General features: G+C 38.4%; 21 protein-coding genes and 1 pseudogene. 17 read left to right on the top strand and 5 right to left on the bottom strand.

Annotated elements, in window-relative coordinates:
* Positions 1-27: 27 nt before the first annotated feature.
* The 3 genes from aroB to ABX891_RS16400 are packed head-to-tail and all read left to right on the top strand — an operon-like array spanning position 28 to position 3,362.
* The gene (gene aroB / locus ABX891_RS16410) at positions 28-1,098 is read left to right on the top strand and encodes a 3-dehydroquinate synthase (RefSeq protein WP_002958381.1); all 1,071 of its coding nucleotides are present in this window, start codon (positions 28-30) and stop codon (positions 1,096-1,098) included.
* Positions 1,099-2,451, top strand: coding sequence for an SPOR domain-containing protein (locus ABX891_RS16405; protein WP_002958382.1), 1,353 nt, complete (start codon positions 1,099-1,101; stop codon positions 2,449-2,451).
* Positions 2,452-2,504: 53 nt separating this feature from the next.
* Positions 2,505-3,362, top strand: a complete 858-nt coding sequence (locus ABX891_RS16400) for a Dam family site-specific DNA-(adenine-N6)-methyltransferase (RefSeq protein ID WP_002958383.1) — start codon at positions 2,505-2,507, stop codon at positions 3,360-3,362.
* On the opposite strand, the gene ABX891_RS16395 is transcribed toward ABX891_RS16400, so the two are convergent.
* Positions 3,319-3,504 (bottom strand): DUF2970 domain-containing protein, encoded by a 186-nt coding sequence (locus ABX891_RS16395; protein WP_002958384.1) that lies wholly within the window; start codon positions 3,502-3,504, stop codon positions 3,319-3,321. The genes ABX891_RS16400 and ABX891_RS16395 overlap by 44 nt on opposite strands.
* A gap of 3 nt (positions 3,505-3,507) precedes the next feature.
* The gene (locus tag ABX891_RS16390; RefSeq protein ID WP_002958385.1) at positions 3,508-3,804 is read right to left on the bottom strand and encodes a hypothetical protein; all 297 of its coding nucleotides are present in this window, start codon (positions 3,802-3,804) and stop codon (positions 3,508-3,510) included.
* A gap of 161 nt (positions 3,805-3,965) precedes the next feature.
* On the opposite strand from ABX891_RS16390, the gene rpe reads away from it, so the two are divergent.
* From rpe to trpS, 3 genes are read left to right on the top strand one after another with little or no spacing between them, the layout of a single operon-like run.
* On the top strand, positions 3,966-4,649 hold the full coding sequence (gene rpe, locus ABX891_RS16385) for a ribulose-phosphate 3-epimerase (RefSeq protein ID WP_002958386.1): 684 nt from the start codon (positions 3,966-3,968) through the stop codon (positions 4,647-4,649).
* Positions 4,649-5,314 (top strand): phosphoglycolate phosphatase, encoded by a 666-nt coding sequence (locus ABX891_RS16380; protein ID WP_002958387.1) that lies wholly within the window; start codon positions 4,649-4,651, stop codon positions 5,312-5,314. The genes rpe and ABX891_RS16380 overlap by 1 nt, the downstream gene beginning before the upstream one ends.
* A 32-nt stretch (positions 5,315-5,346) precedes the next feature.
* Positions 5,347-6,351 carry a tryptophan--tRNA ligase gene (gene trpS / locus ABX891_RS16375; RefSeq protein WP_002958388.1) on the top strand — a complete coding sequence of 335 codons (1,005 nt, stop codon included), beginning with the start codon at positions 5,347-5,349 and terminating at the stop codon, positions 6,349-6,351.
* A 174-nt stretch (positions 6,352-6,525) separates the two neighbouring features.
* Here trpS and uvrA read toward each other — a convergent pair whose 3' ends face one another.
* On the bottom strand, positions 6,526-9,351 hold the full coding sequence (gene uvrA, locus ABX891_RS16370; RefSeq protein WP_354630031.1) for an excinuclease ABC subunit UvrA: 2,826 nt from the start codon (positions 9,349-9,351) through the stop codon (positions 6,526-6,528).
* 162 nt (positions 9,352-9,513) lie between these two features.
* On the opposite strand from uvrA, the gene ABX891_RS16365 reads away from it, so the two are divergent.
* The 7 genes and pseudogenes from ABX891_RS16365 (at position 9,514) to ABX891_RS16335 (ending at position 16,947) form a co-directional block, all read left to right on the top strand.
* A complete protein-coding gene (locus ABX891_RS16365) occupies positions 9,514-10,881 on the top strand; it encodes an MFS transporter (RefSeq protein ID WP_354630030.1) in 1,368 nt (455 codons plus the stop codon).
* Between the two features lie 20 nt (positions 10,882-10,901).
* Entirely contained in the window at positions 10,902-11,627 is a 726-nt protein-coding gene (gene ssb / locus ABX891_RS16360; RefSeq protein WP_354630028.1) for a single-stranded DNA-binding protein, read from the top strand.
* A 259-nt stretch (positions 11,628-11,886) separates the two neighbouring features.
* Positions 11,887-12,708: a diguanylate cyclase gene (locus tag ABX891_RS16355; protein WP_354630026.1), complete on the top strand. Its 822-nt coding sequence runs from the start codon at positions 11,887-11,889 to the stop codon at positions 12,706-12,708.
* Positions 12,692-12,991, top strand: a complete 300-nt coding sequence (locus ABX891_RS16350; protein WP_242601967.1) for a hypothetical protein — start codon at positions 12,692-12,694, stop codon at positions 12,989-12,991. The genes ABX891_RS16355 and ABX891_RS16350 overlap by 17 nt, the downstream gene beginning before the upstream one ends.
* Positions 12,948-14,612, top strand: coding sequence for a response regulator (locus ABX891_RS16345; RefSeq protein ID WP_354630024.1), 1,665 nt, complete (start codon positions 12,948-12,950; stop codon positions 14,610-14,612). The genes ABX891_RS16350 and ABX891_RS16345 overlap by 44 nt, the downstream gene beginning before the upstream one ends.
* Positions 14,613-14,795: 183 nt before the next feature.
* Positions 14,796-15,078 (top strand): annotated as a pseudogene (locus ABX891_RS16340) (NADPH-dependent FMN reductase); the annotation flags it as partial.
* Between the two features lie 243 nt (positions 15,079-15,321).
* A complete protein-coding gene (locus tag ABX891_RS16335; protein ID WP_354630022.1) occupies positions 15,322-16,947 on the top strand; it encodes an EAL domain-containing protein in 1,626 nt (541 codons plus the stop codon).
* 3 nt (positions 16,948-16,950) lie between these two features.
* Here ABX891_RS16335 and ABX891_RS16330 read toward each other — a convergent pair whose 3' ends face one another.
* Positions 16,951-17,859, bottom strand: coding sequence for a 1-aminocyclopropane-1-carboxylate deaminase/D-cysteine desulfhydrase (locus tag ABX891_RS16330; RefSeq protein WP_354630020.1), 909 nt, complete (start codon positions 17,857-17,859; stop codon positions 16,951-16,953).
* A 76-nt stretch (positions 17,860-17,935) separates the two neighbouring features.
* On the opposite strand from ABX891_RS16330, the gene ABX891_RS16325 reads away from it, so the two are divergent.
* The gene (locus ABX891_RS16325) at positions 17,936-18,358 is read left to right on the top strand and encodes a hypothetical protein (RefSeq protein ID WP_197098874.1); all 423 of its coding nucleotides are present in this window, start codon (positions 17,936-17,938) and stop codon (positions 18,356-18,358) included.
* The gene (locus ABX891_RS16320) at positions 18,342-19,709 is read left to right on the top strand and encodes a DUF6701 domain-containing protein (protein WP_354630018.1); all 1,368 of its coding nucleotides are present in this window, start codon (positions 18,342-18,344) and stop codon (positions 19,707-19,709) included. Before ABX891_RS16325 ends, ABX891_RS16320 begins: the two co-directional genes overlap by 17 nt.
* Here ABX891_RS16320 and ABX891_RS16315 read toward each other — a convergent pair whose 3' ends face one another.
* Positions 19,710-21,083: an IS4 family transposase gene (locus ABX891_RS16315; RefSeq protein ID WP_354630017.1), complete on the bottom strand. Its 1,374-nt coding sequence runs from the start codon at positions 21,081-21,083 to the stop codon at positions 19,710-19,712.
* An 88-nt stretch (positions 21,084-21,171) separates the two neighbouring features.
* Between ABX891_RS16315 and ABX891_RS16310 the strand changes: the two genes are divergently transcribed.
* Together ABX891_RS16310 and ABX891_RS16305 are read left to right on the top strand one after the other, a co-directional pair.
* A complete protein-coding gene (locus ABX891_RS16310) occupies positions 21,172-22,308 on the top strand; it encodes a DUF6701 domain-containing protein (RefSeq protein ID WP_354630015.1) in 1,137 nt (378 codons plus the stop codon).
* Between the two features lie 121 nt (positions 22,309-22,429).
* A complete protein-coding gene (locus ABX891_RS16305; protein WP_149593385.1) occupies positions 22,430-24,478 on the top strand; it encodes an SUMF1/EgtB/PvdO family nonheme iron enzyme in 2,049 nt (682 codons plus the stop codon).
* The last annotated feature ends 107 nt before the right edge of the window (positions 24,479-24,585 follow it).

Raw genomic sequence — 24,585 nt, 5'->3', positions numbered from 1 at the left:
AAACCAATAATAAGGAAATAACTAAGCATGCTTAAATTAACAGTTAATTTGGACGAGCGAAGTTATCCTATTTATATTGGGCAATCTGCACTTCAAGATAATGGCCGCCTGGTTCACCACATTGGTGATTGTCGGCCTATCATCATTACTAATGACACAATAGCGCCTTTATATTTACAAGCGTTACTTGACTCATTAGCAGATCAAAATCCGCTATCTTTTATTATTCCTGACGGTGAACAATATAAATCACTTGAATGGTTTGAAAAAATATCAGCATTTTTACTCCAAAATAACTGTGGCCGAGATACGTGCTTAATTGCGTTAGGTGGCGGTGTTATAGGTGATCTAACTGGTTTTGTAGCGGCGTGTTATCAGCGCGGCGTACCGTTTATTCAAATACCAACGACAGTGCTTTCACAGGTTGACTCATCGGTAGGTGGTAAAACGGCAGTAAATCATCCTTTAGGTAAAAATATGATAGGGGCATTTTATCAGCCTCAAGCGGTTTTTATTGATACACAAACATTACACACCCTACCAGCAAGAGAGTTTGCAGCAGGTATGGCTGAAGTAATTAAGTATGGTCTGATTTACGATACCGAATTATTTGCATACTTAGAGCGAAACGTAGCTAATTTGCAGCAACTAGATGAATCGTGCTTACAGCATATTATTTTTAGATGTTGTGAAATAAAAGCACTTATAGTTGCGCAAGATGAAAAAGAGCATGGTTTACGTGCTTTATTAAACTTAGGTCATACATTTGCCCATGCAATTGAGGCAGAAATGGGCTACGGCGTTTGGTTACATGGCGAAGCTGTTGCAACAGGCATGGTATTAGCAGCTAAACTTGCTAAGACACGCCAAGATTTAAGCGCAAGTGAAGTTGATCGAATTATTAAGCTGCTTGAGCTATATAATTTACCAACAGAAATTCCAAAGCAAATGACTAGCGAGCAGTTCCTAACGCATATGCGTAAAGACAAAAAGAATAAAAGAGGCACTATACGCTTTATTCTACCTACCCAATTTGGCCAGTGTGCATTAGTTGATGATGTCTCTGATGACCAAGTTAGAGACTTAATCGAGCAGTAAATGCAGTCACAAATTTTACCAAGCCGTGCGGCTTTGGTGGATAGAATCGCACTGCAATTTGAGTACGGACAAAATTTAATAGTTTTACTTGGCACATCGGGGCTAGGTAAAAGCTATATGCTCGAAACCTTCATTACAGATAAATACAATGACTTTAATAAAGCTTTTGTGCAAGTAAGTGCACAAATGACTGACGCTCAGCTAATGAGCGATTTATTAGAGCAAAGCTTTAATTCCCCTTTGGTTGATCATAATTTAAGTTTACCTGAAAACTATTACCAGCTGCTTGAGCAACAGCAGTGCGGACCTTGTTTATGGGTGCTTGATGGCGGTAGGCAACTATCTGAAGAGATACTAATTGAGCTTGAGCTGCTTTCTAAAAATAGCCGTAATACGTTGTATATCATAATTGCATCACAGTCTAAACTTGCTTTAAATGACGCTGTCGAAATTTACTTGGAGCCACTAACGCTTCGAGAAAGCAAGATGTTATTGCAGTGGTACTTTACTGATTTACCTTATGATGAAGACCCTGTTTTTAGTACTTTTTTAGCCGAGGCTCATGGTAACCCCAGTTTATTGCTTGCTTGGCAACCTAGCGAGCACATAGCCGATATTATCGTTAAAGATAAAGTATCTTGGCGATTACACTTATTGATTTTGATGTTGTTAATTATGCTTTTAATTATTGGTCTGCTTTATAAGTCTGATATGACGCAGTGGTGGCAACAATATTATCAGCAGGAAGAAGCACAAGTCCTAAATACAGCAATATCTGTAGAGCAAGTAAGTGAGCCGGTTATAAAGCAAAATGACTCAGTAGTTACCTTAAATGACCCTGAAGGAGTTGAGCCAGATATTGAGCCAGAGAGCGTACACATTAATGATGTGCCTGCTATCATGCAAAGTCTTACCGAACCTGCAAATACCGTCAAGGTATTAGACAATGTTATTGATAATAGCGTTAAAAACAAAAGCAGTGAAGCAGGTGACGTTGTATCTAAAGCTCTAAAAGTAGAGAAAGTAAATACAGCAGAGCAAACTCAGATCAGCCAAGATAATATTTGGTACATGCAGCAAGCAGATACAAATAGTGTTATTCAATTATTAGCGGTAACTCAGCAGGAAGTTCGCGATAATTTCATTGCTCAATTCAATCTACAGCAGCAAGCACATTCTTACCAAACGAAGCGAAATAATCAAATATGGTGGGTTGTTACATTTGGCAGCTTTGAGAGTATAAACGAGGCAAAATCAGCAATGGATACTTTACCCCCTGGGGTTAGAAAAAATAAACCTTTCTATAAAAAAATTAGTAAAATAAAGCAAGAAATAGCAGTCGTAGATCAGTAAAACACACTGCTTTAGTGTAAAATCGCGCAACACCAGATTGAAGTAAAGAGCCAATGCAGCAAAAAAGTAGAGCCTTCCTTAAATGGGCCGGCGGAAAATACAGCCTAGTTGAAAACATTAATGCGCGATTAAACCAAGCTAGCAAGCATGCTGATACTTTGGTTGAACCTTTTGTTGGTGCAGGCTCTGTGTTTTTAAATAGTGACTTTAAGCACTATATCCTCAACGATATCAATGCAGACTTAATTAACTTATATAAAGAGCTAAAAAGCTCTCCAGATGAGCTTATTAGTGACGCTAAAAAGCTATTTGTTGATTTGAATAATCACGCAGATGCGTATTACGAATATCGTGTGCAGTTTAATCAAAGCCGTGATGTATACGAACGTTCAATCTTGTTTTTATACATGAACCGCCATGGTTACAACGGACTGTGTAGGTATAATTTAAAAGGCATTTTTAATGTGCCTTTTGGTAAGTATAAAAAGCCTTACTTTCCTGAAAAAGAAATGTATTTTTTTGCTGAAAAAGCACAAAAAGCAACGTTCACTTGTTTAGATTACGATGACGTTTTTAAGTTAGTGCCTAACAATGCTGTTATTTATTGCGACCCACCTTATGTACCATTAAGTAAAACGGCTTCTTTTACGTCTTACGCAAAAGGGGGGTTTAATTTAGATGATCAGGCTAACTTAGCTAATTTGGCAGAACAAGCCGCATTTGAAAATAACACACCTGTGCTTATTTCAAACCACGATACCGTGTGGACGCGTAAAATTTATAGCCAAGCATCGCTTGAACAAATTCAAGTAAAGCGCACTATTAGCCCCAAAGGTGGCTCTAGAAATAAAGTTGACGAGTTGATGGCTATGTATTTAGCACCCAAGCAACCACTGCGTAAATTGCGATAACAAAAGCAACAAATAGTACAATCGCAATTAAAATGATGGATAAAGGGGAATGTTGTTTAAAATCGACTTGGCGTTTATTTTCAGACTGAACACCAAAAAATGCAGCTAGCACACTTTGCAACGCGCTAAAAAATTGTAGCATTATTTAAAATAAAGGTTTTAAAGAAGGAGCGTTTTTAGAATCTTCAGAACTAGTAAGTAGTTCCAGTAAATCAAGGTAATGAAACTGAGCACTACGGCTATCGCCAGTTAACCACGAAAACCATGATGACTCTTCTTCAGCTTTAATACACGCAGTTAAAGTGTTTTGAGCACTTACCACTTGTGTATTATGACAATTACTCACTGAGCTTAATTCTTGCTCAGAGCTTGAACCAAAGCTAAACGCCCCGATAAGCAGTAATGCCGACGCAATTAATATCCCAATTTTAAAAGCACGCATGATGAAATCCAATAATTTGTTACTTTTTTAATCATAGCAAATACTGGTTAAATATCAAACTTAAAGTTACCTAAAATGGGGGCTATTACGCCATATTACTTGGGTAACATCTTCAATTAAGTTACATTAACGCAATACACTATTTATTGATGGAGTTAATCATGTTTAACCCAGAGCAAAAATATTTAATAGCCCCTTCTATTTTGTCTGCTGATTTTGCAAAGCTAGGCGAAGATGTTGATAAAGTTCTCGAAGCGGGTGCTGATGTGGTTCACTTTGATGTAATGGATAATCACTATGTACCTAATCTCACAATTGGTCCTATGGTGTGTAAAGCACTAAGAGATTACGGTATTACAGCACCTATCGACGTACATTTAATGGTTAAGCCTGTAGATAGCATAATACCTTTATTTGCTGAGGCTGGTGCTTCTATTATTACTTTTCATCCTGAAGCCAGCGAGCACGTCGATCGTACAATACAGTTAATTAAAGATCATGGCTGTAAAGCAGGATTAGTGTTTAACCCAGCAACAAGCCTAAGTTATTTAGACCATGTTATTGATAAGCTAGATACCATTTTACTAATGTCGGTAAATCCTGGGTTTGGCGGGCAAAGCTTTATCCCTCATACGCTTGAAAAATTACGCCAAGCCAAACAGCGTATTATTGAATCAGGCCGAGATATTCGCTTAGAGGTTGATGGTGGTATTAAAGTCGATAATATTGCAGCAGCGGCTCGAGCGGGTGCTGATATGTTTGTTGCAGGTTCAGCTATTTTTAATCAACCTGATTACAAAGTGGTGATTGATCAAATGCGTGAGCAGCTTGGAAGTGTTAAGTAATGAAGTACGATGTCGCCTTATTTGATTTAGATGGTACTTTGGTTGATAGCGTTTACGACTTGTATATCGCTATTAATTTAACCTTGAGCGATTTTGCTTTTCCTATTGTTAGTCAACGCTTGGTTGAAAGTTGGATTGGTAATGGGGTTGAAGTCCTTGTTAAACGCGCTTTGAGTGGCGATATGCAAGTGAGTGAAAATTTAGATGAGTCACTTAGTGGCAAAGCAATATTACAGTTCTATAAGTATTATGAACAACAAGTTGGTGAGTATAGTGTTTTGTACCAACATGTAGAAACAGGGCTTGCAGCACTTCGCGGTATGCCTAAAGCATTAATCACTAATAAGTCTCGAATTTTTACAGAGAAACTACTCGATAAACTGGCACTAACGAGTCATTTTGATGTGGTTGTATGCGGTGACGACATGGCAAAAAAACCATCGCCAGAACCATTGCTATTTGCCTGCAAAAAACTAAATGCGGAACCTAATAAAGCAATAATGATAGGTGATTCTAAAAGCGATATACTTGCAGCTAAAGCCGCTAATATAGACGTAATTGCACTTAGTTATGGCTATAACCAAGGTGAAAATCTTGAGGATTATAATCCGCAGTACCTATGCGATAACTTCTTAGATATAATACCTGTTCTAACGCAGCGTTAAATATTATTCATTAAGCAAAATAAAGGAAAATCATGAGTAAACCAGTAGTTTTAAGCGGCATTCAGCCAACCGGTGGTATGACAATAGGCAACTATGTTGGCGCTATTAACCAGTGGCTAAAGTTACAGGAAGACCACGAAAGTTTCTTTATGTTAGTAGACTTACACGCTATTACGGTTCGCCAAGAGCCTGAATTACTGCGCTCTCGAGTGTTAGATGGTATTGCTCTTTATGCGGCATGTGGCATTGATCCTGAAAAATCTGCGTTATTTGTACAATCGCAAGTACCTGAGCATGCACAATTAGCGTGGGTATTAAATTGTTACGCGCAAATGGGTGAGCTTAATCGAATGACTCAGTTTAAAGACAAGTCATCTAAGCACGCAAATAACGTAAACGTGGGCTTATTTTCATATCCGGTATTGCAAGCTGCAGATATTTTATTATACCAAGCTGATCAAGTACCAGTAGGGGATGATCAAAAGCAACACTTAGAGCTGACTCGCGATATAGCCACACGCTTTAATAATTTATATGGCGACGTATTTAAATTACCAGAGCCGTACATCCCTGAGTTTGGTGCACGCGTAATGAGCTTGCAAGATCCACTTAAAAAAATGTCTAAGTCTGACGAAAACCCAAATGGTTACATCATGTTATTAGATGAGCCTAAGCAAATTGTGAAAAAGCTTAAAAAAGCAGTAACTGATTCAGATGAACAAGCACGTATTTATTTTGATCGCACAGAAAAGCCTGGCGTATCAAACTTGCTTACTTTATTGAGTGTTGCAACTAAGCGCTCAATTGAAGATCTAGTTCCTGAGTATGAAGATAAAATGTATGGCCATTTAAAGAAAGATACAGCAGATGCAGTTGTAAATATGATTGAGCCAATTCAAGCACGCTTTAAAGAGATCAGAGAAGATCAAAACCTACTTGATGGCATAATGAAGTCAGGTGCTGAAAAAGCAAGTGTACGCGCTGAGAAAACATTGAAATCGGTATACGATGCGCTTGGTTTTATTCCTCGCGGGTAAGTTTATTAAAATAAAAAAATGCCGCTTGTTAGCGGCATTTTTTATATAGCACATATCAACATGACTGACGTTACTATAAAAATATTTTATATAGAAATTTGGTAACTCACCCGACACTTTATAATTATACAACCGAGTAACACCGACTTTCCTTATCGTGAGTCAGTAAAACCTCTATTTATTTAATAGAGGTTTTAAGTAATGCCCAGTATGTGAACGCTCACACTCAGCTACTTCTTCTGGTGTACCTGCAATGAGTATTTCACCACCGCCAGCTCCGCCTTCAGGTCCTAAATCGATAACCCAATCTGCTGTTTTAATAACATCGAGGTTGTGCTCAATAACAACAATAGTATTGCCGTGGTCGCGCAAGCGATGAAGTACAACAAGCAGCTGTTCAATATCAGCAAAGTGTAAGCCTGTTGTTGGCTCATCTAATATGTAGAGTGTTTTACCGGTATCACGCTTTGATAGCTCGCGCGCTAGTTTTACACGTTGCGCTTCACCACCTGAAAGCGTGGTAGCGGCTTGACCTAAGCGGACATACGATAAACCAACGTCCATTAGGGTTTTAAGCTTACGGGCAATAGCCGGTATTTTGTCAAAATACTCATGCGCGTCTTCAACAGTCATCTCAAGTACTTGGTGTATGTTTTTACCTTTGTATTGGACTTCGAGTGTTTCACGGTTATAGCGTTTGCTCTTACACACATCACACGGTACATACACATCAGGTAAAAAGTGCATTTCAACTTTAATTAAGCCGTCACCTTGGCACGCTTCACAGCGTCCGCCTTTAACGTTAAAACTAAAGCGACCTACTTTGTAGCCACGTGAACGCGCTTCTTGTGTACCTGCAAATAACTCACGAATGCCGGTAAATATACCTGTGTAGGTTGCCGGATTTGAACGCGGAGTACGACCAATCGGGCTTTGATCAATATCGATCACTTTATCAAAATGATCTAAACCGCTAATTGATTTATACGGTGCCGCTTCGGCAGTGGTTGCGCCATTTAGCTCTGTATGAGCAAGTTTAAATAAAGTGTCGTTTATTAGCGTTGATTTACCCGAGCCCGATACACCTGTCACACAGGTCATTAAACCAAATGGGATTTTTAAATCCACATTTTTAAGGTTATTACCCGTTGCGCCAAATAGCTCTAGCCATTTGTCGTTCGTTGGGTGACGCTCTTTTGGTATTTCTATTTTACGTACGCCTGATAAAAATTGGCCCGTAACAGATTCTTTGCTTGCTAAAATATCGTCGCGCGTACCTTGAGCAATAATATGCCCACCATGAACACCCGCACCTGGGCCAATATCAATAATATGATCTGCAGCACGAATAGCATCTTCATCGTGCTCTACCACAATAACGGTGTTACCTAAGTCGCGCAAATGGACCAATGTTTGTAATAAACGGTCGTTATCGCGTTGATGTAATCCAATAGATGGCTCATCTAGTACGTACATTACACCTACAAGACCGGCACCAATTTGACTGGCTAAGCGGATACGTTGAGCCTCACCACCTGATAATGTATCGGCGCTACGTTCAAGTGATAAATAATTTAGGCCAACGTTAATTAAAAACGATAAGCGGTCGCGAATTTCTTTTAATATTTTTTCAGCTATTTGGCCTTTTTGTCCGGTTAACTCTAAACCTTCAAAAAATTCCATGGCTTCACCAATACTCATGCATGTGATTGCAGGTAAGTTGGTTTGTCCAATAAATACATTTCGAGATTCTTCGCGTAAGCGCGAGCCATGACAGCTAGGACACGCTTGGCTTGTTTGGTATTTAGCAAGCTCTTCGCGTACAGAGTTTGACTCGGTCTCACGGTAGCGGCGATTCATGTTATTTAAAACGCCTTCAAACTCATGGTTACGCGTAATTAAATCGCCACGGTCGTTACGGTAATTAAACGCAATTTTAGTGCTACCAGAGCCATCTAAAATAATTTTTTTCGATTCGCTGTCTAAATCTTGATAAGGCACGTCTAAATCAAAATTGTAATGATCCGCAACCGCTTGCAGCATTTGATAGTAATAAAAGCTGCGTTTATCCCAGCCTTTAATTGCACCGCCAGCAAGGCTTAACTCTGGGTTATGCACTACGCGATTAGGATCAAAATATTGACGTATACCTAAGCCATCACAGGTTTGACAAGCACCAGCTGGGTTATTAAACGAAAACAAACGCGGCTCAAGTTCAGTCATTGCATAGCCACAAGTAGGGCAGGCAAAATTTGCTGAAAATAGAATCTCTTCAGCGCTGCTATCGTCCATGTATGCTACATGTGCAACGCCATTAGACATTTCAAGTGCGGTTTCGAACGATTCTGCTAAGCGTTGTTGTAAGCCATCTTTTACTTTAAATCTGTCTATAACAACTTCTATTGTATGTTTTTTATGAAGCTCAAGCGTTGGAGGATCAGACAAGTCACATACTTCACCGTCTATACGGGCGCGAATATAACCTTGGCTAGATAGCTGTTCTAATAACTTAACATGCTCACCTTTACGCTCTTTTACTATTGGCGCAAGCAGCATTAATTTACTGCCCTCAGGTAGAGCCAAAACAGTATCTACCATTTGGCTAACGGTTTGCGCAGCAAGTGGTAAATCATGTGTAGGACATCGTGGTTCGCCAACGCGGGCAAACATAAGTCGTAAATAATCGTAAATTTCGGTAATAGTACCTACGGTTGAACGCGGGTTATGAGACGTTGACTTTTGCTCAATAGAAATGGCAGGAGAGAGGCCTTCGATGTGATCCACATCAGGCTTTTCCATGAGCGATAAAAATTGTCTTGCGTACGCAGAGAGTGATTCAACATATCGGCGTTGTCCTTCTGCATAAAGCGTATCAAATGCAAGTGATGACTTCCCCGAACCAGATAGACCCGTAATAACTATTAATTTATCACGTGGGATGGTTAGGCTGATGTCTTTTAAATTGTGCGTTCGGGCGCCTCGGACTTCAATGTTTTCCATGCTATCTCGTTTATTACCAAAATTATTTACTCAGTATCGCATAATACGAAGCAATATTAATCCTTGATCAATGAAAAATCCTTACTTATAGGCGATTAATTATTGCCAAGCTTATGGTAGAATCCCAACCTCAATTTTTCATAGAGTAAGATCACGCAGATAATGACCGCATCTTCACTTAATTCACGAGAAAAACGCGCCGCTGTATCACTGGCGAGTGTGTTTGCATTTAGAATGCTCGGCTTGTTTATGCTGATGCCTGTATTGGCTATTTATGGACAATCGCTTGAAGGTTTTTCGCCTATTTGGATTGGTTTTGCCATTGGTGCGTATGGTTTAACGCAAGCTGTACTACAAATACCTATGGGTCGATTATCCGATAAGATTGGTCGTAAAAAGGTTATTGTTGGTGGCTTAGTTGTATTTGCTATTGGCTCTGTCGTTGCTGCATTAGCTGACTCTATCCAAATGGTTACCGTAGGCCGTGCTTTACAAGGTATGGGCGCAATAGCCAGTGCGCTACTCGCGTTTGCTTCAGATTTAAGCCGCGATGAGCAACGACCAAAAGTAATGGCCGTTATTGGTATGAGCATAGGAATGAGCTTTGCCTTTGCTATGTTACTTGGGCCAATTGTTGCAGCTTCGTGGGGTATTGCTGGTGTATTTTGGTTGACTGCTATTTTAGCTGTCTTTGGTATATTTATAGTGACCATGCTAGTGCCAAAGGCGGTAAATAAAGCGCCCAAAGGCGATACATTAGTAAGCTTCAGCGACATTAAAAAATTAATTAAACATCCTCAGTTAGCACGATTAAATGCAGGTGTATTGTTATTGCATTTAACGCTAACCACAATTTTTGTGGTACTGCCGAGCCAATTAATTAAAGATGGCTTGGTTGCCGACCATCACTGGTATTTGTATATTCCAGTGCTATTTTTAGCATTTTTATTAATGGTACCAATAATGATTGTGGCCATTAAAAAAGAGAAAGAAAAACAAGCATTTATTGGCTCAGTAGCCTTGTTAACTATTAGTATGTTAGCAATGTCGGTATGGGTTAATAGTGTAGTAGGCATTGCTGTGTGTATGCTGCTTTATTTTGTGGCGTTTAACTTTTTAGAAGCCACTATGCCTGCGCTTGTATCGCGAATAGCACCAGCAAGCCAAAAAGGCTCAGCGATGGGTGGCTACTCATCGAGTCAGTTTTTAGGCGCCTTTTTGGGCGGTATGTTAGGTGGCTATGTAGCACAAACTACAACGACGCAAGCTGTGTTTGCGGCAGCGGCACTTGTTGGGTTAATATGGCTTATTATTGCGTGGAAAATGCAAGTCCCACCCAAAAGTAAAGTTATTAGTTTAATGACCAAATTAGATTCTGAAGAGCATGCTCAAGTACTTGCTTCTCAGTTAGTTGCTTTACCAGGTGTAATAGAAGCAACTGTAGTTCGCGATGAAAGTCGCAGCTATTTAAAGATTAATGATAAAGAATTTGACCTAGACCAAGCGCGTAAAGTCGCTGGTTTAATCTAACATTTATAGGAGATGGTTCCATGGCACGCGGTGTGAACAAAGTAATTTTGGTTGGTAATTTAGGGCAAGATCCTGAAGTTCGTTATATGCCTAACGGCAATGGTGTAGCAAATATTACCTTAGCAACTTCGGATAGCTATAAAGATAAAAACACTGGCCAAATGGTTGATAAAACTGAGTGGCATCGTGTTGTGTTCTTTGGCAAATTAGCTGAAATTGTTGGTGAATATTGTCGTAAAGGTTCACAAATTTATGTTGAAGGTAAGCTTCAAACACGTAAGTGGACCGATCAACAAGGCCAAGAAAAATACACTACAGAAATAGTTGTAGATGGCTTTACTGGTCAAATGCAAATGTTAGGCGCGCGTGGTGGCGATCAGCAAAGTGGTGGTTACCAAGGTAATCAGCCGCAAGGAGGACAACAAGGTGGTGGTTACCAAGGTAATCAGCCGCAAGGTGGTCAACAAAGCGGTGGTTACGGTCAAAATAACCAAGGCCAAAATAACCAGCAACAAGGTGGTTATGCTCCACAACAGCAAGCAGCACCTGCAGCGCAACCTCAGTCAGCGCCAGCACCACAACAAAATAATCAATACCAACAACCGCAAGGCGGCTTTGCACCACAACAAAATAGTGCACCGCAGCAGCAAGGTGGTTTCGCTCCTAAACCACAAAGTGCTCCGCAAGGTGGTGCATCAAATCCAATGGAACCAACCATTGATTTTGATGACGATATCCCGTTTTGACGATATAAAGTTATCAGTGTAAAGGTAATTAGATTCTTTACACTTTTTACTCTAAACCCAGTATTCGTACTGGGTTTTTTATGCGTATTGCGCTGTGATGATAATCAAAAAACTATCAATATAAGACCTCATTAGGCTGTAAAGTGAAATAGTATTGTTGGTAATGTTAAATTACAGTAAATTTTATCTTGTATTTAATTGATATATATCGTTAACACTTACCATTAAACTACTTTCCCCTGATTACACAATGAGAAACATGAAAACTAATATCTTATTTTTATTTCTTGTTTTTCAATTCTTGAGCCCTAGTTCACACGCTCAACCTCCTTCAGACGTTACTCATATTTTATTTATAAATTCAACAAATCAAGATATGCCTTGGTATAAAAGTGTTGAGCTTGGACTGCGTACAGAGCTTACAAAACGTTCTTTTAGTTATGAACTATTTGTCGAAAATATGGATGTAAATCGCTTTGATGAAGTTAATCAAAAACAGTTAATGAAAGACTACCTCAAACAAAAATATAAAAATAAGCACATCGATATCATCGTTACTCAGTCGCCATCTGCAGCGACGTTACTATCTCAATTAGATGATTTTTTTATAGATGCTCCACGAATATACTTAGAGCCAGGCACCCAGTTTAATCTACCAAAAAAGACTAGCGGAGCTGTGATCCAAGCTAAATTAGATTATGCGCAAGCAACAGCAAATGCTGTTAATTTAATGAAGCCTAAAAAATTGATCGTGATTTTAGATACAAAAAACGATATTGGTATGAGCTTTCATCGAGGACTATTTTCGGTTATTAACCGTGATTTTTCGTATTTAAATGTAGAAAAGTGGTTTGATCTTCCATTACCAGAATTACTCACCAGAGTAAGAAATGCCCCAGCAGATTCAATTATTTTATTAACCCCCATTTTTAGGCGTTTCGATAATAAATCACTTAGTCCTTATCAGCTAGTAGAGCGATTAACTGAAGAAAGTCCGGCGCCAGTGTTTAGCTATTGGGAAGTACTATTAGGCTCAGGTGTTGTTGGTGGGTATGTTTTGTCGGGTGAAAAAAATAGGTAAACGTATTGCCGATTCAATAGTTTTTTATAATGAAAATAAAGCGTTAAATGAAATTAGTGGTGAAGGGCTTAGTACATACTCATATGATTGGCGACAATTAAGTAAGTTTAATATTGCTCCGCAGAGCTTGCCAGAAGAGTCAATTATCTCTTATTACGAGCCAACTTACTTTGAGAAAAATAAAATATTAATTTACAGCGCTACTGCAATTATTTTTATTCTTAGCAGTTTTTTAGTTTTTGTTTTTAAACCAACGCCGCATTCAACTTTTAAAAGAGCTTGATGAAGAAAAGCAAAGATTAGAGTCGCGCGTTGAAGAGCGCACTGAAGAGCTTTTGCACGCCAAGGAGGAAGCAGAGCATCTGACATCCGCTAAGTCTGAGTTTTTAGCAAATATGAGTCATGAGATTAGAACCCCTATGAGTGGGATTATTGGTTTGACTAATATTTTGCTCGAAAAAGGTTTACCTGATGAGTATGAGCATTATTTAGATAAAATTAAATATTCCTCAGATCAACTCCTGGTGGTTATTAACAATATTTTAGACTTTTCAAAAATTGAGTCTGGAAATGTTAACCTTGAAGAATTTCCTTTTTCCGTAAATTCGGTTGTTGATTATATCAAAGCAACCTTCAATGAATTGGCCCAAAGTAAAGGGGTCACATTTGATATTAGCATTGATGAGGCAGTTAAACTGGACTTAATCGGCGATGTAGTGCGAATAAATCAGGTGCTGTTAAATTTATGCTCTAACGCAATTAAATTCACCCCTCACGGCACTGTATCGGTTTTAATTGAGTCAAGAAAGTTATTAGACGATCCGCAAAGTGTTTGCTTATATTTTACAGTTAAAGACTCAGGTATTGGCATCGCTGAGGATAATCTTAGCAATTTATTTGAATCATTTACTCAGGCAGATAGTTCTACAACTAGGAAGTTTGGTGGTACAGGGTTAGGTTTAACAATTAGTAAGCGTTTATGCCAATTGATGGGTGGTGATATAACGGTACACAGCACTCAAGTTGTGGGTAGTGAGTTTGTTGCTTCGGTGGAAGTTAAATTGAACAACCAAGCGTTGATTGATGATACGGCTAACCTAATCTTTACTGATCCGTTTGATGTATTAATTATAGATGATAATGAAGATGACCTTAAAGTAATTGAAAATCAGCTTACAGCTATGGGTTTAGTATGTACTGCGTGCTCGTCTGCTAAGCAAGCTATTGATATTATTGAACAGAATAAAGAAAAATTTAAAGTCATTATTGTCGATTGGATAATGCCAGCGATGAGTAGTGAAACATTTTTAACGCGTATTTATAATATTAATCCCCAGCTTTGCAATAATATAATTGTACTTACAAGGGATCATGAGGTTTTACTTAATGATGTGGCTAACAAAATAAATATAAACACAATTTTGCAAAAACCTGTTTATTCGAGTGTCTTGTATAAGGAGGTGAGCAGTAGAGTGTTAGGTTTTTTTAATGAAGTGCCTAAAGTAAATACTGTGAGTGAACAGTCGCTGGCGGGTATTAAAGTATTAGTTGTGGAAGATAATTCAATCAATCGACTAATAGTTACCAACATACTAGAAAATAGCGGCGCTCAGGTTTACTTAGTTGATAATGGATTAGAGTGCATCCAAACAGTAAAATTAGAGTCGTTTGATATAATTTTAATGGATATTCATATGCCTATCATGGACGGTGTTGAGGCGACTCAAATTATTCGTAATGATAGTGATGAAACTATCGCAAATATTCCAATAATTGCCTTAACAGCTAATGTTATGAAAGATGATATTACACGATACTTATCTATTGGCATGAATGCTCATGTTGCAAAACCCATTAAAACACAAAAACTACGTGAAACTATAATTCGCTGTTTAAATAAATAGTTGCGCTATACATATAATTTAATATTTTTATTAAATACCTACCGCAATCCCTTCCATTGGCTTGAGCCGATTTTTTAATAACTTAAAAAATTTATAAAATAGAATTTGACTCACGCGCTTTTGCATATGAAATTTCATATATTCGATTTTTCGTATATTCATTTGGTAAAGGTTGAGTTATAAATGTCAGAAGTTAATGGGTTACCAAATACAAATAAAACACACAGCGTTGTTCCACATACTAAAAATTTTAACGTTAGTTTTTCTGAGCACAAACCTAAAATTTTATTGTTATATGGATCATTAAGAGCGCGTTCTTATAGCTATATTGGTAATAGAGGAGAGTGCACGTTTATTAACGTATTTTGGTGCTGAGGTTAAAATTTTTAATCCTGAAGGTTTACCTCAAACTGATAGTGAAGATGAATCACACCCTAAAGTACAAGAGTTACGAGATTTAATGCTTTGTCGATGGCTTTCATCTATTTACAGAATAAAGGGCATAGCTGTTTATTTTTGTAAGCTCTCGTTTATTTGAGTGTTTTTTGTTTAGTGCTATTAATAAAAGTTTAAACTTAGTTTGCAACCTTGTGCTTCTATAGATATTGAACAACACTTTAGTTATTAATATAACGAGTGGCAGGCTATGCAAAAGAGTAAACTCTGGCTTTTAAAGTACTTCAAAGGTATCTCTTTTGTTTTGTTTTTGATGATACTTATTAGTTTTAATTTCATTTTAAATGATGCATTACATCAAAAAGCACATGTTTCTGGGCAGCAGTTTGTTAAACGCGTTTATGAATTAAATTTATCTCCTTCTATAAATAATGAAGTGTTGGTCGCATTAGCTAAAAATGAAGGCTTTAAGTTAGAGGTGCAAAATTCTTCAGATCACTTTAGGAACTTAGTAAATTTAGAACGCGAAGTTTTTACTTTTAAAACGTTAAGTTTGAGCCTTTATCACTATCCAGTGTGGGTAACACAAAGCTACTTATTTATATTTTTGAATCTGATTATATTAGGCGCTGCTAATTGGTCTTATCGCTGGTGGAGCCTGTTAAAAGTAAACCGTAAAGTAATGCTTAAAAATACAGTTATACAGCCGACTAAAATTATTCAACAAAGGCATAAAAATACTCAACTAATCGAACAGGCAAAAAAATGTGATTTAAGTTCTTTGTATGGAGTTAATACTGCATCACATAACTTATTTTTACTTATTGAGTGTGATTGTAGCTTTGATAAAAAAACGGATATAGAAGCCAATTTTAAAGTCTTAATTACTAAAAAATTAGCCGAACTTAAGGATGTGTCGGTAAAAATACTAAACTCTAATTACTTAGCGGTTACCTTACCAAACATTTCTATTAGCGAGTTGAATAGCTACGTTGAAAAGCTTCATAAAAATGTGTTTTTAATATGTCAAAATCATCAAAAAAATATTACTCATAAAAATATTAAAATAGGTGCGTGTGATTATCAATTAGGCGCTGATCAAGTGGCGGTTTATAAGTTAGCAAAATCAGCACTCGCGCTATCACAAAGCAGCCTATTGCAGCACTGTCATCGTTTAACGTTAAATCACAGCCAAGAAAAACACCTCTCTAGCAAACAGGTTATAGAAAACATTAAAAAGAATAAGTTTATATTATTCTTTCAGCCTGTATTTGAACTCTCTAGTGGAGATATCCTGCAGCATGAAGCTCTTATTCGGGTTAGGCATAGTCAACTTGGTTTACTGGCCGCTCGTTATTTTATTAAGCAGGTTTATAGTGATCAAGACGCTTTAATATTAGATAAAGCTGTAATAACACAAGTCAAAAAGCTAATGCTCAGTGAGTCTTCGGCTTTAACAGTTAGTGTAAATTTACACCCTAAAAACTGGTTTAATACTGTATTTTGGGAGTGGTTAGCCAATCAAATGGCAGGGCTTAAGTTAAATACTAAATTACAATTTGAAATAAGTGAGGCAGAATTTTTTACTCACAGAGAGTCGATAACTAATGCACTTAATGTTATTAAAAAAGGGCATTCACACATTGTGATTGATAATGTAAAAAGCAGTGAGAAAGTAGCCATGCTAGTTGATTATAACCAAGTATGTGGGCTTAAGTTATCATACGAACTGGTTCATTTATTAGATGAAAAAACTCAAAATCAAAAGAAAATAAAAAGGATAGTCGAAGCCGCTAGTCTTTTAAATCTACCCGTATACGCGGTGGGCGTAGAGACTCAAAAAGAGCTACTTACGCTTACCAAATTGGGAGTGGTAGGAGCTCAAGGTTTTTACTTTTCAGAGCCGCTTCAAGAGTTTACGCAAGCGGTATTTAATTAAGATCTAGATTAACCCTCTATATTTAAACCCATTTAATCCTTGAAGCCCGCCGGTATGAACAGCAATAATTTTACTCCCAGATGGGAAATAATCTTGCTCAATAAGCTGCCACAATGCATACATCATTTTTCCGCTATAAATAGGCTCAAGTGGCAGATTATAAGTGTGACTCATATCTTGGCAAAACTGCCATAACTCAGGTGAAAACTTACCATAACCCCCATCATGAAACTCTGTGAGTAATTGCCAGTTAGTTTGGTTATTAGCTTTAGCGCTTAGCTTTTTTATTTCTTCATTTAAATATTCAGCTTGTTTTAATACCGCTATACCAATAACTTGTGTTGTTGAAGCACTGCCTTCTATTAGTCCAGCAAGCGTGCCACCACTACCTGTAGGACAAACTAAGTAGCTATGTTCGGGTAAGCTTTGTACTAATTCTTTACACCCTAATAAAGCATGTTCATTTGTACCACCTTCAGGGATGATATAAGCGTTTGGAAAACGCTCTTGCAGAGCATTAAGGTATTCGGTGTCGTGACGTTTTCGATACTCTATACGATTAACAACATGTAGGTTCATACCACAATGTTTTGCAAACTGAATTGTTGGATTGTTGTTATCAAGTTCTGGTCCGCGGATAATCGCGTGAGTTTTTATATTAAATTCTTTTCCCGCAGCTGCGCAGGCGTGAATATGGTTTGAAAATGCACCACCAAAAGTCAGAAGTTCTGTCTTATTTATCTTTTGCATGTACGCTAAATTATATTTTAATTTACGCCATTTATTGCCACTTATTAACGGATGAAGCAAATCATCACGTTTTATACCTAAATAAATATTTCTCTTTTTTAGAAACGAGCTATCTATTTGTTGTATTTGGTTATTTTCATCTATTTTGAATGTTTCATGCATTTTATTGGGTTTCAATTTGGCAAAGTAGTTAAAATGTACGACACTTATTTCATACATAATTAACATTAGTAGCTATATGAAAGAAAAGCTGTTTTCGTGGTTAAATCGTAGTTTAGATCCAAATACAGCTATTGGTGTTGCAACTTACGCAGATACTGTTAACGCAGTATGTTTAAAAAAACAAAGCGACCGATGGATGGTTCACAGTTCTCACAGTGTTAATGTGTCTGAGCAAACTGATTATACCGCTGCAATTGTTGCTTGTACAAATGAGGTTTCTACTGATATTTGTGCCGTTAATTTAGTTATACCGCACTATTTTTATCAAATAGTGCAAATGGATAAACCAAATCTCAGCGATGAAGAAATAATTCAGTCACTCCCTTGGACTACAAAAGATTTAGTTGATATAGCCCCTGAAAATATTGTGGCTGATTTTATTGATTACCCAATAACACTCACAATGCAAAGCAGCAAAATGAATGTATTATTACGATGAGTTGCAGTTAAGTATGCTGGAAACACAATACAGAGTGACAGCGCCTACACGTATTTTTTTAAAAGACACAACCTCACTTCTATCAACTTCATTTTTGAATATAGGTAAAACAAATATAGTGGTAGAAACTGGTGCATATTTAGCTATTTATGTTGATGGAGCGGTTGCTATTGCAGCAGATGCCAATATTGCGGGCTATATTGTTGCCACTGGTGAGGTAAGAATCGCTCAAAATGTAACGTATCAGGGATCAATTACATCGGCTACTCAAATTATTACCGAAGGGAGCTCAACGTTTGACGCTCTACCAGTACCCGAAAGTATCCCTGGTTTTTGTGGTATTTATACACCAGAAACACTGGAACATTATCGTTTAACAATAAGCGATAACAATGCTCTAACGTGTGAAGCTAAAGAAATGACACTAACAGCCTGCGCTAATGATGCCTGCGATTTATTATTTGCTGAGCCGTCTAGTTTAAACCTTTCTCCAGATAATAGTGGTCAGCAAAGTTGGGTTACAGGGGAGAATATTAATTTTACAGGCTCAACAGCTGTCGAATTTGCTAAACGCACCACAGGCAGTGTTACATTTGGATATAACACTGCAGAGTCTTCTGCACCTCTTCGTTGTTATATCGGTGGTAATAATGTTGGTTTGAGTGGCTGTAAAGTTACGTTTTCTGATGCTGGATTTATTTTTAATAATGATACAGATGGAAATACTACAATTCCTACTCAGTTATCAGCAAAGCCTTCAAATACTGGATTTAATGCAAAAGCGCTATCTATCCAAGCGGTAAAAACAAATACCACTACGGGCGTATGCGAAGCTGTATTTCCCGCTGGTGGCGATGTAAGCTTAGATTTATCCTATACATGCAGTGCGGGTGCAAGTTGCTCTGATATGGTTTCACTTAGTAACAACAATAATACCTTTGCGGTCGAGCAAGCCTCTAAATCGTTCACGCTAAACTTTGATAGTGAGTCTAAAGCCCCGATTGTTATAAATTATCTCGATGCAGGAAAATTGAGTTTAAATGTAAATACCAATTTAATTTTAGACCCAGTCACTAATTTATCAGTAAATCTAACGGGGAGTTCAAATGAGTATGTTGTAAAGCCATTTGGGTTAGCGATGGAAATTGCAAGTGATGGTTATGCAGCAGACGCTGATGGAAGTTTATTTAGATTAACTGGCGAAGCATTCGATTTAAAAATGAATGCGGTGCAATGGCAAACAGGGCAAGACACTAACAACGATGGTTACCCAGATAACTACAGCAATATAATAAATAACACCATTGCTAAGCACTTTATTGCAGAGCAACCTCTTTTAGCTGTCTCTTGATCACAAGTCTGACTCAAGAGATTTTGCTAAATCGTAGCCTTCCAGGATGGCTTGTAACTTAAGCCATCCTTTCCATAACACTTTCACAGATGCACGCCCTGTGCGCTTGGTATCTTTCCAGCCTCCTAACTTTGCCAGTTCCTGATACGCCCATGACATATTTGGAGCAGTTTCAGGCAATGGTGTTTTTATTCTCTTTAACCACAATAACTTCCATGCTTTGGGAGATAACAGTTGTTCACAACTTGGAGAATCAGGCTGCTCATTGGTGAACTTTAGTTGCAATATTCGCGTCGCAATAAAGCCATTAATCGTCACCAATCTTTCCATGTTATCTTGGCTTTGAAGGCGTAAACTTTCGATATCCGTACCATCACTTTTCCAGACTTTATGGTATTCCTCTACAAGCCAACGGTGCTCATAGTAGGTGATGATAGCTAAGGCGTCTTCTTTGCTGGTGACTGGTTCACTGGTTAATAGGTGCCAGCTTAAGCCGTTCTTAGCGTTTCCTCGCTCTGTACAGCCGACATAGTAAACTGGGAGGGAGTGTCCTTTCTTATTGTAAGGCGCTTTGAGTGTCACTGGCGCATAGGTGATATCCAGTGTTGCGCTTCGGGCTTTTCTTCCTCCTTTTTGTGCAATGTGGATGTGTTTGGTGCCTGCACTCATCAGCTCGCTTGCAAACGCATAGAGCTTATCCTCACCTTCTTCAATATGACGACTTTGCATCGAGCGTACGACGAATCGTTGCTGCTCGGTCAGTTTATACTGCAAGTATTCGTAGATGTCCGCTTCGCGGTCACACACCGATATCACGATCGCCATTTGTCCTTGCAGCCGCTCTGCCATCGCTCGTGACGCTGACTCCCACTTGTAGCTTTCTTTTTCTTCGTAAGAAGTCGTCGCGTGTTTTTCTCTTTTTCCAATCGTGTTGATATCACGACTCCAGCGAGACTGTTCAATTAATCCCACAACTTGCTTTGTGTCTGGCGCAAACAGTAATACGCTATGAGCTAACAAGCCTCGTTGTTTTGCTCCTCGTCCGACATGACCCAAATCATCTCGAATGGAGGAATGCTTATAAATTAGTGTGGTCGTGTCTTCTAATGCGAGCAATAAGTTATGACTTTTTGCTTGTTCAACCGTGGCTTTAAAGCCTGACTCTGCTATAGCCGTTGCGTCAATATTCTCGTTGCGAATAAAGCGGTAGGCACCTTCCATATCGGCGGGGGATTGAGTGATGTTCACAAGTGGTTTTCCTGGTTCATTTGCAAGCGTTGATGCTAACTTTACCAGACGCGCTGTTCTTCTTGGATCACCTAAGTCCGATTTACCGAATTGTTGTTTTGCCCAATGAGTATGTTCGTTAATCATAATGTGCCCTCAAACAAGATTTGAAGATCTGATCATGACATTGAGATTTAGTTCAAAAAAATCCCCGCTAATTTCTTAGCAGGGATTTGTGTATAAGAGACAGCTTTTAGAGGTATTACTTAAAGCGCCTACGCCAGGCGTTCAAGGTACGCTTGAAGCGATGAGCACTGTTGCCTTTAGTGACACTGGTAGTTTGAGTGAATCTATATCGCAGTATAATTACGACCAAGTTGGCATTATTGATTTGACAGCAGGTCTTCAAGATGCTGATTACTTTGGTGCGGGGGATGTTAAAGGTGAATTATATAACATTGGCCGTTTTGCACCTTCACAGTTTCAAATATTAGGTTTTCAAGCTGCCGCGCAATGCATGCAATACGGCAGTAATTTAACTTACCTCGATCAACCTTTTGAACTTGGCTTTACAGTACAGGCACAAAATCAAAATGGTGAGCTAATGGCTAATTATAAAAAGGGCTTTGATAAGTCCAGTGTAGCCATTAATGCCGAAAATAATGAAGTAGCTAACTATGTACCCGCAACTAATTTTGCTAGCCGCTTAGTAAACCTAGGAAATAATAACTGGGGAGATATAAGCGACGGCCAATGGCAAATGAGCCAAATAAACACCACACTTCAAAGATTAGGTGTAGGGCAAGCAGATGGACCGTTTGCTATGGTGAGTTTAATGGCAACGCTTTCTGACATAGAAGGAGCAACGCTCATTGATGCAAATGATAAACCTAATACACAAACAGCATGTTCGGGTGGCTGTAATAGTGTACGACTAAATACATTGCCAATAGAGTTTAGGTTTGGACGTTTAGTACTTGGTAATAACGCAGGCTCCGATCTCGACCCTTTACTTATTCCTATGCAGGCTCAGTATTACAACGGCAGTGGATTTGTAAATAACGCTGAAGATAACTGTAGTGTATTTGATCATACCAAAATCACTCAAATATCACCTAGCAGCCCGCAATTAGCCTATGAATATGGAACAGGTGTATCTGGCCAGTTAGAGGCGGGAGTGTATCCTGCAAACAATGGTATTTATGCACAGCCAAATGGTTTGGGTGAATTTATCCTAGAATATAATACTTATGATTGGTTAAAGTGGGATTGGCAGGGGGATGAAACACAGCTTGATCCTCGTACTATTTTACAATTTGGACGCTTTAGAGGAAATGATCGGGTTATTTACTGGCGTGAAACACGCGAATAGTTGTAAACTAAGATAATAATTGAACAAAGCTTGTGTTTTGTGCTGCAAGTACATAGCATAAGGCTTTAATTATAATAAATAATAACGACCAAATAATTGCCGCTTTTTGGGACTGGAATATATGCGAATTACTCCTTTATCTCTGTTAATTTCAGCTAGTTTGTTAGCTAGTAGTGCATTTGCACAAGACACAGCTACAGTAACTGGAATTGAGTCAGAGATTAGTGTTAAACAGACAGAATACGATAACTCGACAAGAATACTTGAAAAACATCTTAAAGAAGAAAGTCAGTTACAAAATCAACTAGAGCTACTTCGTTCTCGTTCTACAGAGCTAGATAAAGAAAAAAACCAAGCGCTCGATGCGATGAACGAAATGTACCGTCGTTTAATTGACGATCCCACTATTAATATTAGTGCGGCTCAATCACGCTATCAAAAAGCGGTGATTGATCATAAGCAAAATAAAGATGATATTTCTATGCAGTTGGCGGCAATTGCATCCCACCGTAAAGATATAGAGCAAATTCGTGTTGCTAAGCATACGCTTTTAAATACTTTAGAAAGTTTAAAAGAGCAGTTAACTACAGCCAGAGTAGAGCGTTTACGTAACGAGTTTACACGTGAAGGCACGCTTGAAGTTAACCATACTATTAACTGTAAGCGAACAGAAACGCTAGCAGCGTGTGAGCAACGCGGTCAACAAATGGGTCTACAAAAAGCAACTAAACGCTTTGTAGATCAAATATTTGCCAACTTAACAGAAGAGCGCATTGTTGAGCCAAAACGTAATTTGGCTGGCGCTCAAGTACAAATATTAAGTAGCCATGTAGTTAACAGTGCATTTAGCGGCCAAGGTAACTACAACGTTAACTTAAGTGTAACCATGCGCGGCGAAGTAAACAGCAGCCGTTTATGTAGCTTATTAAGCATTGATAACCGTTATTGTTCTGAGTACGGCACGCCACTTACTGCTGCTTATCAACCCGCTTATGGCACAACATTTACTGATAGTCAGTTAACATTCAGTAATAGCGCGGATAATAGCAACACGGTGTCGGTTTCTCGTTTAGAAAAGCAGCCAGTACGTGATTATTCAGTTAAACCTGCATCGGTGAAAAAAGATTACCCTTCTATCCTTAATAAGAAGAAGGATCAATCAATAGAGCTGACATTACGTTCAAACGTATACGACGATGAAGTGTTTATCGATGGTGTAAGCTTTGGCTCAACACGCTTGATCACGCGTTTACCTCCGGGTATTCACAACATTGAAATACGTAAGCTTGGCTATAAGCCTTATCAAGTTCGTGTTGATTTGAATAAAGCACAAACAATTAATGCAAATTTGGTAAAAAAGCCTAAGTCGATTGCTGCACCGACCTATACTCGAGAGCAACCAGAAGTAACAACGCGTCAGGTTAGTGAAAACGTTAATGTATTAAATGCAAACGTTGAAACGCCGGTTGTCGTTATTCCTGCAGGCAAATTTAAAATGGGCGATATTAATGGCAATGGTTTAGCTAATGAACGTCCAGTAATTGAAAAAGTAATAGCAAATTCTTTCGCTATGCAAAGTAAAGAGGTAACCGTAGGTGCCTACGAGAAGTTTGTAGCAAATACAGGTTATAAAACTCAAGCGGAAAAAAATAAAGGGTGTGCGTATTATTTAAATGGCGAACCAGTATGGGAAGCAAATTTAAATTGGCGTAATCCTGGTTTTGAGCAAGGCAGTGACTTTCCTGCTGTATGTTTAACTTATAACGATGCAAAAGCTTACGCTGAGTGGTTATCGGGTCAAACAGGGCAGCAATTTCGTTTACCTAACGAAGTTGAGTGGGAATACGCAGCACGTGCAGGAACCGAAACAGAATACCCTTGGGGTAACGAAATTGGTAAAAACCTAGCTAACTGTGGTTGGTGTGGTAGTGAATGGTCAAATAGACGTGCATCACCAGTAGGTTCTTTTTCTCCAAATGCATTTGGATTATACGATACCGTAGGCAATGTATGGGAATGGACCGATAAAGAATCAGGTGAGTCTGATGTAGCAGTAAGAGGCGGAGCGTGGAACTTTGCACCAAGCCTTGCTCGTGCATCTACGCGTTTAATTTTAGCGCCTGATTTTAGATCTAACTACATTGGTTTTCGCTTAGTTCGCGAACGATAAACTCAATTAAGGAAGCTTTGCTTCCTTTTTTCACAAATTCACAAAGGCGCTGCGCTTTATATTGCTCATATAGTTGAGCATGTTAAAGTGAGGCAGCTAATATAAGA

It is taken from the genome of Pseudoalteromonas sp. NCIMB 1079 (genome assembly GCF_040567695.1).
Lineage (GTDB): Bacteria > Pseudomonadota > Gammaproteobacteria > Enterobacterales > Alteromonadaceae > Pseudoalteromonas > Pseudoalteromonas distincta.
Note: the sequence above shows the minus strand (reverse complement) of the source record. Positions and strands in the feature narration are given on the sequence as shown.

What these genes read in the sequence shown, in the direction of transcription:
- aroB (WP_002958381.1), top strand. Translation starts at nt 28, where the DNA reads ATGCTTAAATTAACAGTTAATTTGGACGAGCGAAGTTATCCTATTTAT.
- ABX891_RS16405 (WP_002958382.1), top strand. Translation starts at nt 1,099, where the DNA reads ATGCAGTCACAAATTTTACCAAGCCGTGCGGCTTTGGTGGATAGAATC.
- ABX891_RS16400 (WP_002958383.1), top strand. Translation starts at nt 2,505, where the DNA reads ATGCAGCAAAAAAGTAGAGCCTTCCTTAAATGGGCCGGCGGAAAATAC.
- ABX891_RS16395 (WP_002958384.1), bottom strand. Translation starts at nt 3,504, where the DNA reads ATGCTACAATTTTTTAGCGCGTTGCAAAGTGTGCTAGCTGCATTTTTT.
- ABX891_RS16390 (WP_002958385.1), bottom strand. Translation starts at nt 3,804, where the DNA reads ATGCGTGCTTTTAAAATTGGGATATTAATTGCGTCGGCATTACTGCTT.
- rpe (WP_002958386.1), top strand. Translation starts at nt 3,966, where the DNA reads ATGTTTAACCCAGAGCAAAAATATTTAATAGCCCCTTCTATTTTGTCT.
- ABX891_RS16380 (WP_002958387.1), top strand. Translation starts at nt 4,649, where the DNA reads ATGAAGTACGATGTCGCCTTATTTGATTTAGATGGTACTTTGGTTGAT.
- trpS (WP_002958388.1), top strand. Translation starts at nt 5,347, where the DNA reads ATGAGTAAACCAGTAGTTTTAAGCGGCATTCAGCCAACCGGTGGTATG.
- uvrA (WP_354630031.1), bottom strand. Translation starts at nt 9,351, where the DNA reads ATGGAAAACATTGAAGTCCGAGGCGCCCGAACGCACAATTTAAAAGAC.
- ABX891_RS16365 (WP_354630030.1), top strand. Translation starts at nt 9,514, where the DNA reads ATGACCGCATCTTCACTTAATTCACGAGAAAAACGCGCCGCTGTATCA.
- ssb (WP_354630028.1), top strand. Translation starts at nt 10,902, where the DNA reads ATGGCACGCGGTGTGAACAAAGTAATTTTGGTTGGTAATTTAGGGCAA.
- ABX891_RS16355 (WP_354630026.1), top strand. Translation starts at nt 11,887, where the DNA reads ATGAAAACTAATATCTTATTTTTATTTCTTGTTTTTCAATTCTTGAGC.
- ABX891_RS16335 (WP_354630022.1), top strand. Translation starts at nt 15,322, where the DNA reads ATGATACTTATTAGTTTTAATTTCATTTTAAATGATGCATTACATCAA.
- ABX891_RS16330 (WP_354630020.1), bottom strand. Translation starts at nt 17,859, where the DNA reads ATGCATGAAACATTCAAAATAGATGAAAATAACCAAATACAACAAATA.
- ABX891_RS16325 (WP_197098874.1), top strand. Translation starts at nt 17,936, where the DNA reads ATGAAAGAAAAGCTGTTTTCGTGGTTAAATCGTAGTTTAGATCCAAAT.
- ABX891_RS16320 (WP_354630018.1), top strand. Translation starts at nt 18,342, where the DNA reads ATGTATTATTACGATGAGTTGCAGTTAAGTATGCTGGAAACACAATAC.
- ABX891_RS16315 (WP_354630017.1), bottom strand. Translation starts at nt 21,083, where the DNA reads ATGATTAACGAACATACTCATTGGGCAAAACAACAATTCGGTAAATCG.
- ABX891_RS16305 (WP_149593385.1), top strand. Translation starts at nt 22,430, where the DNA reads ATGCGAATTACTCCTTTATCTCTGTTAATTTCAGCTAGTTTGTTAGCT.